The sequence below is a fragment of the Bacillus sp. NMTD17 genome (genome assembly GCF_002998735.1).
In the GTDB taxonomy this organism is placed as follows: Bacteria; Bacillota; Bacilli; order Bacillales; family Bacillaceae; genus Bacillus.
In genome coordinates this window covers 427,396-443,490 of the sequence record NZ_PVRH01000002.1, presented here as the reverse complement: position 1 = coordinate 443,490, position 16,095 = coordinate 427,396, and the positions used below count along the sequence as shown (strand labels likewise).

The following is a 16,095-nucleotide window of genomic DNA, read 5'->3' as shown; positions in this document are numbered from 1 at the left end:
CTCTGACCTATTTTGACTTTCAACTGTTTTGCTCAAAGGCAGTTGAAAATCCTTTTTTGCATTTAATCATGGTTTGTCCTTCTTTTCAAGGAACTCGTCTCATAGGATAAAAAAAGACAATCGAAAGTGATGGGTGCGGAGGGGTCACATGAAACGTTCAAATGAATCCGCTTTTCAGCTTGCCTTTTTATATGTAGGAACAGTGGTTGGAGCTGGGTTTGCGACAGGAAAAGAAATCGTAGAATTTTTTGTTCGTTTTGGCTGGATTGGACTATTCGGAATCTTGATTAGCGGCGCTATTTTTACTGGACTTGGTGCAAAAATGATGCTCATTTCTAAACGAATTGAAGCAGAGTCTTATCAAGATATGAACCGGTTTCTATTTGGCACAGCTGCAAGCAGGTATATTAATGTCGTCATGTTTTTTATTTTACTAGGCGTCACTTCAGTGATGATTTCTGGCGCAGGGGCTATTTTTGAAGAGCAGCTTGGCATATCAAAGGAATATGGAATCTTTTTGACGATCATTCTGAGCGTCATTGTGCTTTTGAAAGGTTCAAAAGGATTATTTGGTGTCAATGTTCTCGTCGTCCCAATGCTTATTTTCTTTTCATTGATCGTATTTCTTGATTCATTCGTTTTTAGCAGTAGTGAAAGTTATGTTCTTGCGCTTCAAATGGGTGAGGGAGAGTGGATTTTATCAGCTATCTCATATGGAGCTTTTAATTTAGCACTTTCTCAAGCAGTGTTAGTGCCCGTCGCAAATGAAATGACCTCTGAAGCGGTGATTAAAAAGGGAGCTGTGCTTGGGGGCGTCATGCTGACCCTTATTTTACTGGCATGCTTTTTATCTCTTTCTTCATTAAATATGCTGGAGGCGTTTGATATTCCAATGGCTCAGGTAGTGTATCAAGTAGCAAACTCCATTCACCTCATTTATTTATTTGTGATCTTCGGCGAAGTCTTTACATCCGTCATAGGCAATTTATATGGACTCGAGAGACAAGTGAGGGCGTATATACGAATGAACAGTGTCATGACAATATCCCTTATTCTCTTATGCTGCTATGTGATTAGTAAAATCGGTTACGGTACATTGATATCAACGGTTTATCCTATTTTTGGCTATGTGAGCATCTTTTTTATCCTCTTTCTTTGTCTAAAAAAAGTGCCTGCATCTCTTGATAAGTAAAGAAGGGATAGCCTGCATGAAAAATATGTGGTACACTATCCTCTGTGAAAATTGAACAAAAATCCGTGTAAAACGGGAGAGGTTCTAGCAAAACCCTCTATAAAAAACTAAGGACTTGCCGTATCCTTGGATGTGGCATTTTTTATTTTTTATGGCTGGGACACCTCATACACTTGTAAAGGTGTCTTTTCTTTTGAGAAAATAGGGGTTTTCAAGAGCCTTTCAGATGCAGCTTTGTACGATTGTATAGATCTGCAAAAGGAGGAGAACAGAAAATGAAAAATGAAAAAGCAGTCGTTGTCTTTAGCGGGGGACAAGACAGTACGACATGTTTATTATGGGCACTTCAACAATTCGAAGAGGTAGAAACCGTGACCTTTCATTATAATCAGCGTCATCAAGAAGAAATTGATGTCGCCAAAAGAATTGCTGACAAGTTAGGTGTGAAGAATCATCTATTAGATATGTCTCTTTTGAATCAGCTTGCACCAAATGCTTTAACAAGAGATGACATTGACATTGAGGAAAAAGAAGGAGAGCTGCCTTCCACATTTGTACCAGGACGAAACTTAGTGTTCTTATCCTTCGCTTCTATTCTTGCATATCAAATCGGAGCAAGACATATTATCACCGGTGTATGTGAAACAGACTTTAGCGGCTATCCAGATTGCCGTGACGAGTTTGTAAAGTCTTGTAATGTCACAGTGAATTTGGCGATGGAAAAACCATTTGTGATCCATACACCACTCATGTGGCTCAATAAAGCAGAAACATGGAAGCTTGCGGATGAGCTGAATGCGCTGGATTTTGTAAAAAATGAAACGCTCACTTGCTATAATGGCATCATTTCTGATGGCTGCGGGGAATGTCCTGCGTGTAAGCTTCGGAAAAATGGCTATGACACTTATATGGAAATGAAGGAGGCAAAATAAGTGCTTTCTCAAATCTATCCACAAACGAATCATCCATACTCATTTGAATTGAACAAAGATATGCATGTATCGGCTGCCCATTTCATCCCAAGAGAAGATGCAGGTGCTTGTAGCCGCGTACATGGTCATACGTACACCATCAATATAACCATTGCGGGAGACGAGCTAGATGAATCGGGTTTCCTTGTCAATTTCAGTACATTGAAGAAGCTCATTCATGGTCAGTATGATCACACACTGCTTAATGATCATGAAGAGTTCTCGTCAACCGATCCATACGCGATGCCTACTACAGAGGTTGTGGCAAAGACAGTCCATGACAAAGTGGCAGCGTATTTATCGACTTTAGCGAACAAACCGGTATGTGTTCAGGTGTTTGTGAGGGAGACTCCAACAAGCTACTGCATTTACCGGCCGAAACGAGTTGAAAACAATGGCTAAAGCGATTCCTGTATTAGAAATCTTTGGTCCGACCATTCAAGGAGAAGGGATGGTCATTGGACAAAAAACTATGTTTGTCAGAACAGCTGGCTGTGACTACTCTTGCAGCTGGTGTGATTCCGCCTTTACATGGGATGGCTCAGCGAAGCATGACATTCAGTGGCTTCACGCAGAAGACATTGTCAAAGAATTAAAAAGAATAGGCGGACAGGCTTTTTCTCATGTCACCATTTCAGGGGGGAACCCTGCGCTTTTAAAACAAATGGAATCACTTATTGATTTGCTGCACGAAGAAGGAATTGATACAGCGCTTGAAACACAAGGGACGATGTATCAGGACTGGTTTTTGAAAATCGATGATTTAACCATTTCTCCGAAGCCGCCAAGCTCAAATATGAAAACAGATTTTACGAAACTAACACGAATCATAGATGAGCTGAAAAGCGGAAATAGATTGCAGCATGCAAGCCTGAAGGTCGTGATCTTTGACGATCATGATCTAGCCTATGCAAAGGATGTTCATGCGAAATATCCAGAGCTTCCTTTTTATCTGCAGGTAGGAAATGATGACACGACGACAGGTGATGATGCGTACTTATTGACGCATTTATTAAAGAGATATGAAGCGCTTGTCGATCAAGTAGCGCAAGATCCAGACTTAAATCGCGTAAGAGTGCTGCCGCAGCTGCACACATTATTGTGGGGAAATAAACGAGGCGTATAGAAAGGAAGAGAAGACATGACGACAAGAAAACCAGAAGAATTAGAAGGTGTCACTTTACTAGGAAATCAAGGGACCAATTATTTGTTTGATTATGCACCACAAGTGCTTGAAACGTTTCCGAATAAACATACAAATAGAGATTATTTTGTGAAATTCAACTGCCCAGAATTTACGTCACTTTGTCCGCAAACAGGTCAGCCGGATTTTGCGACAGTTTATATCAGCTATATCCCAAATGAAATCATGGTCGAAAGTAAATCACTAAAATTATATTTGTTCAGCTTCCGTAACCATGGTGACTTTCATGAGGATTGTATGAACATTATTATGAACGATCTCATTGAATTGATGGACCCAAGATACATTGAAGTGTGGGGCAAATTTACACCAAGAGGCGGTATTTCAATTGACCCGTATACGAACTACGGAAAACCTGGTACCAAATATGAAGAAATGGCATCATATCGTATGATGAACCATGATATGTATCCAGAAACGATTGATAATCGCTAATCAATAGGAAAAGACATGCCTGATGACATGTCTTTTTTTACGGGGTTAAAATGAATCAATCAGGCTGAACTTATAAAAAAAGAGAAGAGTCATGTCGCTCTTCTCATACAAATGGGAATAGAACTTGCTAGGACGGCTGGGGGCTACCAGCTCGTAAACATATTATATATGACAGAACGTATGTTTGTAAAGATAAATCGTGTTTTTTGCTTATCCTATTTGCTTTGAGATAAAATAGGGGGCAATGAACGGAAAACGGAGGCGTTTGAGTTGGCAAACAAAGAAGAAAAGACAGAGAAGCTGCTGATGGAGCTAAGAGAAGAGCTTCAAATGCTCGAACATCAAAACAAAGAACGATATAAATGGAGTGCCTCCACATTGCTTGGAGTGATTGCACTTTTGATTGATAAAGGCGTTATCACCCCCGAGGAAGTTGACATGTACAAGACGAAAGCGGAAATGCAAACCTTTCATACGCAAAAAGACTGACACCGCTTCATATAGTGTCAGTCTTTTTCATATGTGATTGTCAAAGAGAGCTAAACTGTCAAACGAGAGCAGCTTTGCTTCGTATTTACGTATGTAACGATAGTCTGAATTGAGGATTGCAAATTAATGTACGGAGTCTTTGATGATTTTATAGTTTTTATGATTAACGACTGTTAGTGAATCCAGTTCTAAATCTCTATAGTTGTCCATAATGGTGACATCCACAATGACAGAGTTTTCATTCACTTTTTCAACTACACCTGTTAAACCATTTCTAAATTCGATCACATTTCCAATTTTTGCAATCTTCAACCGATCCCTCTCCTTTAAAAACAGATTTCATTCCCTATTAAAAAGTATTTTGCAATATTTTCATACCAATGTAAAGGATAAAGACGTTTTTGTTTCGTTTTCGTTGTATGCTTTCCTAACGGATGGTATATTTAATATTTGATGATGGCTGTAAAGGAGCGGTTTTTTTGACTGAAGAACAAATCCTCACAATCCTTGAATCGTTACGAAATGGGACGGAAAAGCAAGTGACCATCCAAAAAGATGATTTTTTAACGTTTCGTTCGGTCTTGGTGAATCAAGATGATTTTAAGCATTTTCGCGGGATTGCGAAACATGGTGGAGATGTTATTTTTGAATATCTTACAGAAGCAAGAAGCTAAAGCTTTTTCTCATGAATGAGAGAAAGCTTTTTTATTTTAGTTCTTTTGTCACACTTCAAACGAGCTTGATACATCTGAAAAGAAAATGTAATAACCCATAATCAGGTGCATAAGGATGATTATAGGCGGAAACAGGACCTTTTTAAGCGCTAACAATGCCAGTTTATAAGCGATCAAACTAATAAATTCCATTTAATGACGGAATTTGGACAGGCATGCAAATCTTTGTGCGTGAAAATAGAAGGAGCTCTTGTTAGAGTGGACAAGTATCTTACCGCCTATTTTGATTAAAGGAGGAATGAGGCGAATGATGAAAATTCATACAGCTCTTTTTGTCATCCTTATGCTGGTCGCAGCCATGAAGATGGACAACCTACAAGAGCAGCAAGGCACATTAAGTCACGAACTTTCACAAGCACCTGTTAAGCATGAGCTTTCATATATAGATCAAGATGATCACGATCAAGTCATCCCAGCATTTTCAGAGGAGAAGCGTCAGCCGAAAGTCAAAATGCTTAGTACGTCTACAGAAGAAAAGTCTTCAAAAACGAAGCAAAAGAAAAGAGTAAAATCAGAAACGACGAATGAGGAAAGCGCCAAACGCTATTCTAATGAAGAAATGGAGCTACTCTCACGATTGGTACACGCTGAAGCGAAAGGTGAATCTTACGCAGGTAAAAAAGCTGTGGCAAGCGTCGTCTTAAACAGGGTGGAGCATCGCTCGTTTCCTGACAGTGTCAAAGGTGTTATTTATCAGCGAAATGCTTTCCAGCCAGTATCGAATGGAAGTATTCATGATAAAGCAGATCAAGATTCTGTTAAAGCTGTGAAACAGGTAGTGAAAGAACATGACAGAACAACAAAGGCCATCTATTTTTATAATCCCAAAACGGCAACAGATAACTGGATTCGTTCCCGCAAAATTGTAGAACGTATCGGTCGTCACGTATTTGCCGTATAAAGAAAAGAAGCGATCAATCAGATCGCTCCAGCGTGTAGACAAACCCTCGCATTCGTTGTCAGGTCTGCGCTCCGGTGCTCACGAATGTCAAATTCGCTCCGCGCCAGTGCTCGTCCTTCCTAGACTTCAAAGGTTTTCTATCACGCTGAAAGGAAGACAAAGGGCTAAAATAAAGATCATTTTTAGCCCTTTGTCAATATTCTAAAGCGATCAATCAGATCGCTCTTTTTTTTGTCTTCAATTATCAAAATATTTTCAGGACTTGTCTCATAGAATGTGAAAAGAATTTGCTTTTAGACAAAGGGGAGGCTACATGAATCGATTTGTAAAAGGGGTCATTCTGCTATCTGTCGCAGCTTTCATTGCGGAGTGTATAGAGTTTTTAGTCAATATGATTTTAGCGAGAGAGCTTGGAGAACATGGAATGGGTCTATATATGAGTATCCTTCCAATCATCATGCTTGTCCTTGTGATCGCCAGCTTAGAGCTGCCAGTCTCCATTTCTAAATTCATTGCAGAATCGCATGAGCGGCTCCACAAAAGTATGCTCCGCCATGCGTTTAAAATGACGCTTGTGGTGACATGTACAACAACGGGGATCGCAGCGATTGTACTGCCGTTCATTCCTGTATTTCAGTCATATCATCCGCTCATGAAAGGGCTGGTGCTGTCTCTTATTCCGATTATTGCGTTTACCTCTATCGCACGCGGCTATTTTATGGGAAAGCAGCAAATGGGCAGGATCGCTCTCGCCAATATGCTGAAGAAAACGATCCAGCTTATCTGCTTGTTTTTGTTTTTTCATTGGTATTCGTTTGATATTGAAACAGCGGTACTCATTGCCATCGGTGTCATTGTCGCGAGTGATCTCGTCGTCTTTATTTATTTATACTCCCAATACGTCATGGCGAAAAATGCTGTCAATGTCAGGTCTGTTGAATTAAGAGGGATTGACGTGAGAAAGCGCCTCTTAGCCGTCTCCATTCCGACAACGGGCATGCGGATTTTTCATGCGATCGCCAATGCGGTTGAACCGTTTTTAATCAAAGGAGCGCTTATTGCAGCAGGCATCTCTGGCACACTTGCTGTTGATCATTACGGCATGCTGGCTGGTGTCGCGATGTCGATTGGTTTTTTCCCGGCGTTTATCGCCCATTCCATCATGATTGTGATGATTCCCAATGTATCTGAAGCCTATGCATTAGGTCAGTATGATCTTGTGAAAAAACGTGTCAGGCAGGCAATACTCATTACGTTTGGGTACGGGGTGCCGGCAGTGATGGTGATGTATTATTTTGCTTATCCGCTCACACATCTCTTTTTTGATTCACCGCAAGCTGCTGTCTATTTACAGCTGCTTTGGCCGTACTTTTTATGCCATCTGTTTGTGATGCCATTTCAAGCGTGTTTAATCGGTATGGGGCTCATTAAAGATGTGTTCCTACATAATATATGGGTGCATGTCGTCTCGTTTTCTATGGTCTATTTTCTTGGTTCAATTGAAAGCTTAAATATGATGGGGGTTATATTAGGGATGAATACGGGGATGCTGCTGCTGACTGCACTGCATTATGCGACAATATGTAAGGAGCTCGGCGTTTCCATGTTTCTTAGAATGAAAAAAGCTTGAATGTCATTGTGATCGAGAGGGCAAGCTATAAGAAAACTGGGAAGGAAGATCCTGATGAATCGTAAATGTCTACCCGCCAGGCTTCTCATGATGACCCTGCTTCTATTACTCATAGGCAACGATGCTGAAGCAAAAGAATCCGTTATGGCGCCAAGGATAGAGGCTTCTACATTAACTGGTGATACGCAGATGATTCCGCCGAAAGGAAAAAAGACCATCCTGCATTTTTGGACAACATGGTGCCCGTCCTGTAAAATGGAGCTGCCCGTATTTGACCAAATCGTGAAAGAAAATCAGAGTGATGTTGATATCTTAACCGTGAATTTACTAGGGGCTGAACAAAGTAAACATGCGGTTGCCCAATTTGTGAAAGACAGAAAGTTTACATTCCCGGTCATTCTAGATGAGCACGGAGAAATGATGAAGAAATACCAAATCATCACCATTCCAACCACCTTTTTGATAAATGAAAAAGGGGAAATAGTGAAAAATCATGTAGGTCCACTGACGAAAAAACAAATCAAAGAGTGGACGGATTTTTAGAACGAAACCTTATTGTTAAGAACCAAGGCTCATTCCTTTGGTTCTTTTTTGTGTTCAATTGCTTTTCATCTGAATAAACTGTGCTCAGAAGAGACGGAATGGTCCACATCAATAATGATAATTATTATCAAAAAGAAATTATAATAATTATTAATTGAAAATTGATCAGAACCTGTTATAATGAATGACAGACCTATAAAAAGCTTGAAATAGCAGAAAATATAGATGAAAAAAGGAAACGGGCAACGATTGATGATGTGAAAACCATTATCAATTAGAGAGGAGAAAACAATCATGAATGAGAATACAGCACTTTATCAAACAACAAATCAAAAGGAATCGAAATGGTCCCTTCATCAATGGGCACAGCACGGAGAATTAATAGCAGCAGGTATCTCGGGGATTCTCATTTTGATTGGATGGATTCTAAAGGATGAGAGCATGTGGAGTATTCCTTTATTTATCCTTGCGTTTATGATTGGAGGTTTTGCAAAGGCGAAGGAAGGAATTGAAGAAACCATTTCGTCTAAAAGCTTGAATGTTGAACTTTTAATGATTTTCGCAGCCATTGGCTCAGCTATCATTGGATATTGGGCAGAGGGCGCTATCTTAATTTTTATTTTCTCACTAAGTGGTGCGCTTGAAACGTATACGTCAAATAAAAGCAAGAAGGATTTAACAGCTTTAATGAGCATCGCACCAGATGAAGCGACTTTAATTGAAGAAGATGGCACGACCATTCAAATCGCTGCTTCATCTTTAACACCAGGTGACCGTATCATGATCAAAGCTGGGGAACGTATTGCAGCAGATGGTGTGATTTTAAGCGGGAGAACAAGTGTAGATGAATCTGCGCTCACGGGCGAGTCTGTACCACAAGAAAAAGGGCAGGGCGAAGACGTGTTTGCAGGAACAGTGAACTTAAATGGTTCCTTAACAGTAGAAGTCACTAAACATAATGAAGAAACGCTTTTCCATAAAATTATTAAACTTGTCGAATCGGCTCAGGAAAGTGTGTCACCAAGCCAGGCATTTATTGAAAAATTCGAAGGTGCGTATGTAAAAGGTGTACTGATCACCGTCGCGATTTTAATGGTTCTGCCTCATTTTGTACTAGGCTGGAGCTTGAGTGAAACCTTCTACCGGGCCATGGTATTTATGGTTGTTGCATCACCTTGTGCGCTTGTTGCATCCATTATGCCAGCTGCTTTGTCACTGATCTCAAACGGCGCAAGAAACGGAATGCTTGTCAAAGGAAGCGTCTTTTTAGAAAAGCTAGGCACAAGCAGCATGATTGCTTTTGATAAAACGGGGACGATTACAAGCGGAAAGCCGGCTGTAGATCAAGTTGTGATAGCTAAAGGACAAGAGGAAGCTGCTTTTTATCAGGCGCTTTATCAAATTGAAAGTCAATCAAACCACCCGTTAGCGAAAGCGATCTCTGATATGGCAAAAGAGCACCACATAGAAAGATCAGCTCATGTCACCATTGAAGAAACCTCTGGTTTTGGTGTAAAGGCACAATTGAATGGAGAAACGTGGCGGATTGGGAAGAAAGACTTTGCCGGCAAGGCTTCAATGGACCGCGAGATCGAAGAGAAGGAAGATTATCTTTCTGAAAAAGGATACACAGTGGTGTATGTTCAAAAGGATCAAGAAGTCGTTGGCTGCCTTGGCCTTAAGGATCAAATTAGACCTGAAGCTAAAAAAATGATTCAAGAGCTGAATGATTTAGGCATACAAACCGTCATGCTGACAGGAGATCAGCAAAAAACGGCTGAAGCCATTGCGCAGGAAGCCGGCATCCAAACGGTTGTCGCTGAGTGCCTTCCAGATGAAAAGGTACATGAGGTCAATCAACTTAAAAAACAAGGTAATTCCATCATCATGGTAGGAGACGGAATCAATGATGCACCGGCACTCGCCACAGCAGATGTGGGGGTTGCGATGGGCGGAGGCACAGACGTGGCCTTAGAAACAGCAGATCTGATCTTAATGAAGAACAATTTAAATAACTTAACAAAGATGATCCGTCTTTCAAGAAAGATGAATCGAATCATTAAGCAAAATATCATTTTCTCATTAACGGTGATTTGTTTGTTAATTTGTGCGAATTTCTTACAAGTGCTTGATTTGCCTTTTGGCGTCATCGGGCATGAAGGAAGTACGATTTTGGTCATTTTAAATGGACTGCGTCTTCTTCGGGCATCTTAAGCGAATCATCATAGCGCACTTGGCTTCTGCCAGTGCGCTTTTGTGCGAAATATAGCAAAAACTGATACAATAGATCAGTAGAAAAACGTGTGAGGAGGATCACGATGAACCGAATGAAGAGCTTGTCTTCTTGGCTAAAGGAAAAAGACATTCAAGGTGCATTTATACATACAAAGGAAAATGTGTTTTATCTATCTGGATACTTCACAGAGCCGCATGAAAGAGTAATGGGGCTGTTTGTGTTTCAAGAGGCAGATCCATTTTTTGTTTTGCCTAAAATGGAAGTCGAGCAGGCGAAAAATGCTGGATGGTCAGGCGATATCATTGGTTATGAAGACCATGAGAATCCATTTGATTTCATTCAGTCAGCAGTAGAAAAACGCGGTGTAAGAGCAACTCAACTTGCAATTGAAAAAGAGTCGATTCCGCTTCAAAGAGCAGAGCAGCTTCAAGCTGCCACTGGGGCAGAAACTTTTGTCCGGGCAGAAGAAGAGCTCAATCAGCTAAGACTGATTAAAGATGAATCTGAAATTGCTACACTGAAAAAAGCCGCTCAATTGGCAGATGAAGGTGTGAAAATTGGGGTGGACGCCTTAAAAGAAGGAATCACCGAAACAGAAGTGCTCGCTGTCATTGAATATGAGCTAAAGAAAAAAGGCATTCAAGGCATGTCCTTTTCGACGATGGTTCTCTTTGGCGAAAAATCAGGAGAGCCTCACGGAAATCCAGGGCAGACAGCCTTAAAAAAAGGCGATTTTGTGTTATTTGACCTTGGTGTCATTGTTGATGGCTATTGCTCAGACATTACAAGAACATTCATCTATCAGGAAGCTTCTGACAAGCAAAAGGACATCTATCAAACCGTCCTGAACGCAGAAATGGCGGCACTTGAAATGAGTAAGCCGGGCGTGAGAATTGGAGACCTGGACTTAAAAGCACGCGGGCTGATCACAGAAGCTGGATATGGGGCCTATTTCCCTCACCGCCTTGGGCATGGTCTAGGGGTGTCTGTTCATGAGTTTCCTTCTATGAGCCAGGCAAATGATGATCTTCTCCAAGAAGGCATGGTGTATACGATCGAACCGGGGATCTACGTTCCAGGAGTCGGCGGCGTCAGAATTGAAGATGATGTACTGATCACAGCAGATGGTCCAGTCACTTTAACCAATTATCCGAAAGAGCTGACGATCATCAAGTAATAAAAAAATCACGATGAACGTCCATGTCTTGGAAGTGTCATCGTGATTTTTTGTCACTCTTTTCGATCCTTATCAACAAAAAAATCATCAATTGATTCAAACGGTTTGATTTTATGTTCTTTTCCTAAAGGATGTAGTGCAAAACGAGCAGAAAACAAAACAGTCATACATAATATAATCCATATGATGATACCCATCTTGAATTCCCCTTTCCATCCAGTGATTTGTTCAGCTCACATACATCTTAAAGTATGAAACGCTTACCATATCAAGAGAAAGTAGGAGAAAAAATGCCAAACATAAGGGAGATTGCGAAAAGAGCGGGCGTATCTGTGACAACTGTATCACGTGTGTTGAATGATCATCCTTATGTCAAAGAAGAAAAACGAGAACGAGTGCTACATGCGATGAAAGAGCTCAAATATACGAGAAACATTCAGGCTGTACATTTAGCAAAGGGCTATTCAAATATGCTTGGCATTGTTCTTCCAACGATTGATCATTCTTATTTCAGCAGACTTGTCACAGGGATTGCCGAGAAAGCACAGGCGCGCGGTATGCATTTTGCTTTATTTCAAACAGGGTATGATCCTTTAAAAGAAAAAGAAGCATTGATGAGTTTAAAAGAGCGCCGCGTGGATGGGTTAATCTTTTGCTCAAATGCGTTAAGTGATCGAGACATTTTAAGGTGGCAGGAATCCGGGCCTATTATTTTTTGCCATCCGGCGCCTTTTGAAGACTGCTCAACGGTGTCGATTGCACATGATCAAGCATTTAAAGAAGGGCTGCATCATTTAGTAGCATGCGGACATCAGCGAATCGCGATTGTTCTAGCCAGAATAGAAGGCGCAAACAGCCAGTCACGACTTCAAGCTTATCAAAATATGATGAAATCGCTCGGGCAGGAGATTGATGAAGAATGGATCATCGAAGGGAAGCTCACACTTTTTGATGGAAAACAATTATTCACAGAGTGGCAGGAGATGAAGAATCGCCCCACAGCATTATTCATCACAAATGACGACGTATCAGCAGGCTTTTTATTAGAGGCGCAGCGTCATGATATAAAAGTAGGAGAATCTCCAGCCATACTCGGCTTTCAAAATGATCAATTGAGTGAGGCTTTGGGGATTTCCAGCATTGATATTCCGCTTAAACGTATGGGTCAGGAAGCGTTTGACTTGTTCGACCGGGCCGTAAAGGGAGAGACACCAGAAAAAAGAATGCTGCCATTTCGCCTGATCGAGCGATCAACCACCGTTTTCAAAAACAATCGTTGACGCACGTTTCATCTGTTTTGTACGATAAGAGGGATTGAATAAGAAGGAGGTGGGGATGTTCATGGAATCCTTCACCGTTGATAAAGCGTTAAATAATAATGTCATCATCGCAAGACACCCTTCTTGGGGCGAAGTGGTTCTAATTGGGAAAGGAATCGGCTTCGGGAAAAAATCGGGTGATGTTCTCGATCAAGACACATTTGAAAAAATGTTTGTACTTAAAAATACAAAAGAACAAACAGAATATAAACAGCTGCTTCACCACATTGATGAGAACATGATCGAGCTTGCCAATGACGTCATTTATCATATACGAGAAAAAATGGGGCACCGTTTGAATGAGCATATTCATATTGCCCTGACTGACCATATTGCCTTTAGTTTTAAGCGGGTGCAGCAAGGATATGATATCACCAATCCCTTTATGCTTGAGACTAAATCGCTGTATCCGAAAGAATACGAGGTCGCAAAGGAAGTCGTTGAGCTGATTAACGAGCGTTCAGATGTCGAAACAAAGCTGCCAGAAGGAGAGATTGGTTTTATTGCGCTCCATATTCACTCAGCTTTGACGAATCGGCCCTTATCTGAGGTGAACCGTCATTCGCAGCTTATTACGCAGATGGTCCAAGTCATAGAAGATTCATTTCATATGAAAGTAGACCGTGAAAGTATTCATTATTTACGCTTATTGCGCCATATTACATTTTCGATTGAGCGCATTAAACGGGAAGAATCATTAGAGGAGCCAGAAAAATTGCTTCATCTATTGAAAAATGAATATCCTTTATGCTACAATACTGCTTGGAAAATGATCAAAATATTACAACATGCATTGAAAAAGCCTGTACAGGATGCGGAGGCTGTCTACCTGACACTTCATCTGTACAGATTGACAAATAAAATTTCATAGTTTCCTTGAAACGTGTAACTGATTCGATCAGGCATGAGTGACTTAAGGTAAATACAGGATAAGATCCTGTTATTTGCGCAACCTTATATCACCATGCCTTTTTTGTGTTTGAAGGTGAAATGTAAACGGTTAATTATGAAATGTACGTCAGGGAGCGTCCCACATGTATGTTGTAAGCGAAAACAAAAGGAGGTTCAACCAGTGTTTAAATCACTTTTTGGTGTGTTGCAAAAAATTGGACGAGCACTTATGCTTCCAGTTGCGATCCTTCCTGCTGCTGGTATTTTACTAGCACTTGGGAATGCGATGCAAAATCCGCAGCTGATTGATGTGGCTCAATTTTTAAGCAATGATACAATTCAGCTTGTTGCAAGTGTCATGGAAAATGCGGGGAACATTGTCTTCTCGAATCTTCCGCTCTTATTTGCTGTAGGGGTTGCCATCGGTCTTGCTAATGGAGACGGTGTGGCAGGGATTGCCGCAATTATCGGTTATCTTGTCATGAACGTGACAATGAGCGCCGTATTAATGGCCAATGGATCGATTCCATCCGATTCCATCAAATTGGCTAAGTTCTTTAAGGAAAGCCATCCAGCGTATATTAATATGCTCGGCATTCCGACCTTGTCTACCGGCGTCTTCGGCGGGATTATTGTCGGGGTATTAGCAGCTTATATGTATAATAAATTTTACAAAATTGAGCTCCCGCAATATCTTGGTTTCTTTGCTGGTAAACGTTTTGTTCCAATCGTTACATCTATTTCAGCACTTATTTTAGGGCTTTTGATGCTAGTCATTTGGCCGCCAATTCAAGGTGCACTGAACTCGTTTTCAACAGGACTGCTCGCAGCGAATGAGCCGCTTGCTGCCTTTGTATTCGGTGTGATTGAACGCTCATTAATTCCGTTTGGTCTGCACCACATTTTCTACTCGCCATTCTGGTATGAGTTCTTTAGTTATAAGAGCTTATCAGGTGAGCTTGTCCGTGGTGATCAGCGTATCTTCATGGCACAGATCAAAGATGGTGTACAGCTGACAGCTGGTACATTCATGACAGGGAAATATCCGTTCATGATGTTTGGTCTGCCAGCAGCAGCACTTGCGATTTACCATGAAGCAAAACCAAAGAATAAAAAGCTTGTCGCTGGAATTATGGGATCAGCAGCCCTGACTTCTTTCCTAACAGGGATTACTGAACCGCTTGAATTCTCATTCTTGTTTGTTGCACCAGTGTTATTTGCAATCCACTGTGTATTTGCTGGATTATCCTTTATGATTATGGATATTCTAAACGTGAAAATCGGTATGACCTTCTCAGGGGGATTAATCGACTTCTTCTTATTCGGTATCTTGCCAAACAGAACCGCTTGGTGGCTTGTGATTCCAGTTGGTCTCGTACTTGCTGCTATTTATTACTTCGGATTTAGATTCGCCATTCGCAAATTTAATCTGAAAACGCCAGGCCGCGAGGATGAAGCAGCTGACGGTGCAGATAGTGCTAAGTCTGAAAAGGGTAATGACTTACCTTATGAAATTCTTGAAGCAATGGGTGACCAAGAAAACATTAAACACCTTGATGCTTGTATTACGCGTTTACGTGTCACTGTCAATGATCAGAAGAAAGTGGACAAGGACCGCTTGAAAAAGCTTGGTGCTTCAGGAGTTCTCGAAGTAGGAAACAACATCCAGGCCATCTTTGGACCACGCTCTGATAATTTAAAAACACAAATGCAGGACATCATTGCAGGCCGCACGCCTCGTCCAGCGAAAGACCCTTCTGCAAAAGAAGAAGTCAGCCAGCAGGTCGAAGAAGTCATTGCAAAACCGCTTCAAAACGAGCTAGGTGAAGAAATTTTTGCTTCACCAATTACAGGGGAGCTTCATCCGATTACAGATGTACCAGATCAAGTATTTTCAGGGAAAATGATGGGTGACGGTTTCGCCATCTTGCCAACAGATGGAACGGTGGTTTCACCGGTGAAAGGGAAGATCTTAAATGTATTCCCAACGAAACACGCAATTGGCCTGCAATCTGACGGTGGACTTGAAATTTTAATCCACTTCGGTATTGATACGGTCAGCCTTAAAGGAGAAGGATTTGAAGCATTTGTACAAGAGGGAGATCAAGTAGAAATCGGTCAAAAACTCTTAGAGGTTGATATTGATAAAATTAAGTCTGAAGTACCATCTTTGATGACACCAATTGTATTTACCAACTTAGGTGAAGGACAATTTATTGACCTTCAAGAACCCGGTGAAATCAAAGCTGGTCAAGAAAACATCATGAAAATTTCAAAATAATTTTCATAACTGCCGTTCTTGTTAGATGACAAGCTCGGCAGTATGATATAATATTGTGGATGTATTAATTGTATAAAAAGGAGATTGATAAA

The 16,095-nt window shown here is 41.0% G+C and carries 17 protein-coding genes and 1 riboswitch; of the genes, 15 read left to right on the top strand and 2 right to left on the bottom strand.

The window, feature by feature from the left end:
- Window positions 1-148 precede the first annotated feature (148 nt).
- From C6347_RS07360 to C6347_RS07330, 6 genes are all read left to right on the top strand, one after another.
- The gene (locus tag C6347_RS07360; protein ID WP_066030976.1) at window positions 149-1,192 is read left to right on the top strand and encodes a YkvI family membrane protein; all 1,044 of its coding nucleotides are present in this window, start codon (window positions 149-151) and stop codon (window positions 1,190-1,192) included.
- A 72-nt stretch (window positions 1,193-1,264) separates the two neighbouring features.
- Window positions 1,265-1,309, top strand: a riboswitch (PreQ1 riboswitch).
- A 158-nt stretch (window positions 1,310-1,467) separates the two neighbouring features.
- Window positions 1,468-2,124 (top strand): 7-cyano-7-deazaguanine synthase QueC, encoded by a 657-nt coding sequence (gene queC / locus C6347_RS07355; protein WP_024424683.1) that lies wholly within the window; start codon window positions 1,468-1,470, stop codon window positions 2,122-2,124.
- Entirely contained in the window at window positions 2,125-2,565 is a 441-nt protein-coding gene (gene queD / locus C6347_RS07350) for a 6-carboxytetrahydropterin synthase QueD (RefSeq protein WP_060596123.1), read from the top strand.
- On the top strand, window positions 2,558-3,289 hold the full coding sequence (gene queE / locus C6347_RS07345) for a 7-carboxy-7-deazaguanine synthase QueE (RefSeq protein ID WP_034662862.1): 732 nt from the start codon (window positions 2,558-2,560) through the stop codon (window positions 3,287-3,289). The genes queD and queE overlap by 8 nt, the downstream gene beginning before the upstream one ends.
- A 15-nt stretch (window positions 3,290-3,304) precedes the next feature.
- Complete coding sequence (gene queF / locus C6347_RS07340) at window positions 3,305-3,802, top strand: preQ(1) synthase (protein WP_003211403.1); 498 nt, start codon at window positions 3,305-3,307, stop codon at window positions 3,800-3,802.
- A gap of 270 nt (window positions 3,803-4,072) precedes the next feature.
- On the top strand, window positions 4,073-4,291 hold the full coding sequence (locus tag C6347_RS07330) for a hypothetical protein (protein WP_034662856.1): 219 nt from the start codon (window positions 4,073-4,075) through the stop codon (window positions 4,289-4,291).
- A 123-nt stretch (window positions 4,292-4,414) separates the two neighbouring features.
- Here C6347_RS07330 and C6347_RS07325 read toward each other — a convergent pair whose 3' ends face one another.
- Window positions 4,415-4,603 (bottom strand): YkvS family protein, encoded by a 189-nt coding sequence (locus tag C6347_RS07325; protein WP_003211747.1) that lies wholly within the window; start codon window positions 4,601-4,603, stop codon window positions 4,415-4,417.
- 167 nt (window positions 4,604-4,770) lie between these two features.
- Between C6347_RS07325 and C6347_RS07320 the strand changes: the two genes are divergently transcribed.
- The 6 genes from C6347_RS07320 (at window position 4,771) to C6347_RS07295 (ending at window position 11,512) form a co-directional block, all read left to right on the top strand.
- On the top strand, window positions 4,771-4,965 hold the full coding sequence (locus C6347_RS07320; protein WP_024424688.1) for a hypothetical protein: 195 nt from the start codon (window positions 4,771-4,773) through the stop codon (window positions 4,963-4,965).
- Window positions 4,966-5,272: 307 nt separating this feature from the next.
- The gene (locus C6347_RS07315; protein WP_095285075.1) at window positions 5,273-5,926 is read left to right on the top strand and encodes a cell wall hydrolase; all 654 of its coding nucleotides are present in this window, start codon (window positions 5,273-5,275) and stop codon (window positions 5,924-5,926) included.
- Between the two features lie 313 nt (window positions 5,927-6,239).
- Window positions 6,240-7,556, top strand: coding sequence for a polysaccharide biosynthesis protein (locus C6347_RS07310; RefSeq protein WP_034662848.1), 1,317 nt, complete (start codon window positions 6,240-6,242; stop codon window positions 7,554-7,556).
- A gap of 54 nt (window positions 7,557-7,610) precedes the next feature.
- Entirely contained in the window at window positions 7,611-8,099 is a 489-nt protein-coding gene (gene stoA / locus C6347_RS07305; RefSeq protein ID WP_060596125.1) for an endospore biogenesis thiol-disulfide oxidoreductase StoA, read from the top strand.
- 294 nt (window positions 8,100-8,393) lie between these two features.
- Complete coding sequence (locus C6347_RS07300) at window positions 8,394-10,313, top strand: heavy metal translocating P-type ATPase (RefSeq protein ID WP_106071537.1); 1,920 nt, start codon at window positions 8,394-8,396, stop codon at window positions 10,311-10,313.
- Between the two features lie 104 nt (window positions 10,314-10,417).
- Complete coding sequence (locus C6347_RS07295; RefSeq protein ID WP_060596127.1) at window positions 10,418-11,512, top strand: M24 family metallopeptidase; 1,095 nt, start codon at window positions 10,418-10,420, stop codon at window positions 11,510-11,512.
- Between the two features lie 53 nt (window positions 11,513-11,565).
- Here C6347_RS07295 and C6347_RS19215 read toward each other — a convergent pair whose 3' ends face one another.
- Complete coding sequence (locus tag C6347_RS19215; protein WP_162839370.1) at window positions 11,566-11,709, bottom strand: hypothetical protein; 144 nt, start codon at window positions 11,707-11,709, stop codon at window positions 11,566-11,568.
- A gap of 93 nt (window positions 11,710-11,802) precedes the next feature.
- Between C6347_RS19215 and C6347_RS07290 the strand changes: the two genes are divergently transcribed.
- The 3 genes from C6347_RS07290 (at window position 11,803) to ptsG (ending at window position 16,003) form a co-directional block, all read left to right on the top strand.
- Window positions 11,803-12,792 (top strand): LacI family DNA-binding transcriptional regulator, encoded by a 990-nt coding sequence (locus C6347_RS07290; protein WP_106071536.1) that lies wholly within the window; start codon window positions 11,803-11,805, stop codon window positions 12,790-12,792.
- A gap of 55 nt (window positions 12,793-12,847) precedes the next feature.
- The gene (gene glcT / locus C6347_RS07285; protein WP_034662832.1) at window positions 12,848-13,702 is read left to right on the top strand and encodes a glucose PTS transporter transcription antiterminator GlcT; all 855 of its coding nucleotides are present in this window, start codon (window positions 12,848-12,850) and stop codon (window positions 13,700-13,702) included.
- A gap of 201 nt (window positions 13,703-13,903) precedes the next feature.
- A complete protein-coding gene (ptsG, locus tag C6347_RS07280) occupies window positions 13,904-16,003 on the top strand; it encodes a glucose-specific PTS transporter subunit IIBC (protein ID WP_106071535.1) in 2,100 nt (699 codons plus the stop codon).
- Window positions 16,004-16,095: the final 92 nt, after the last annotated feature.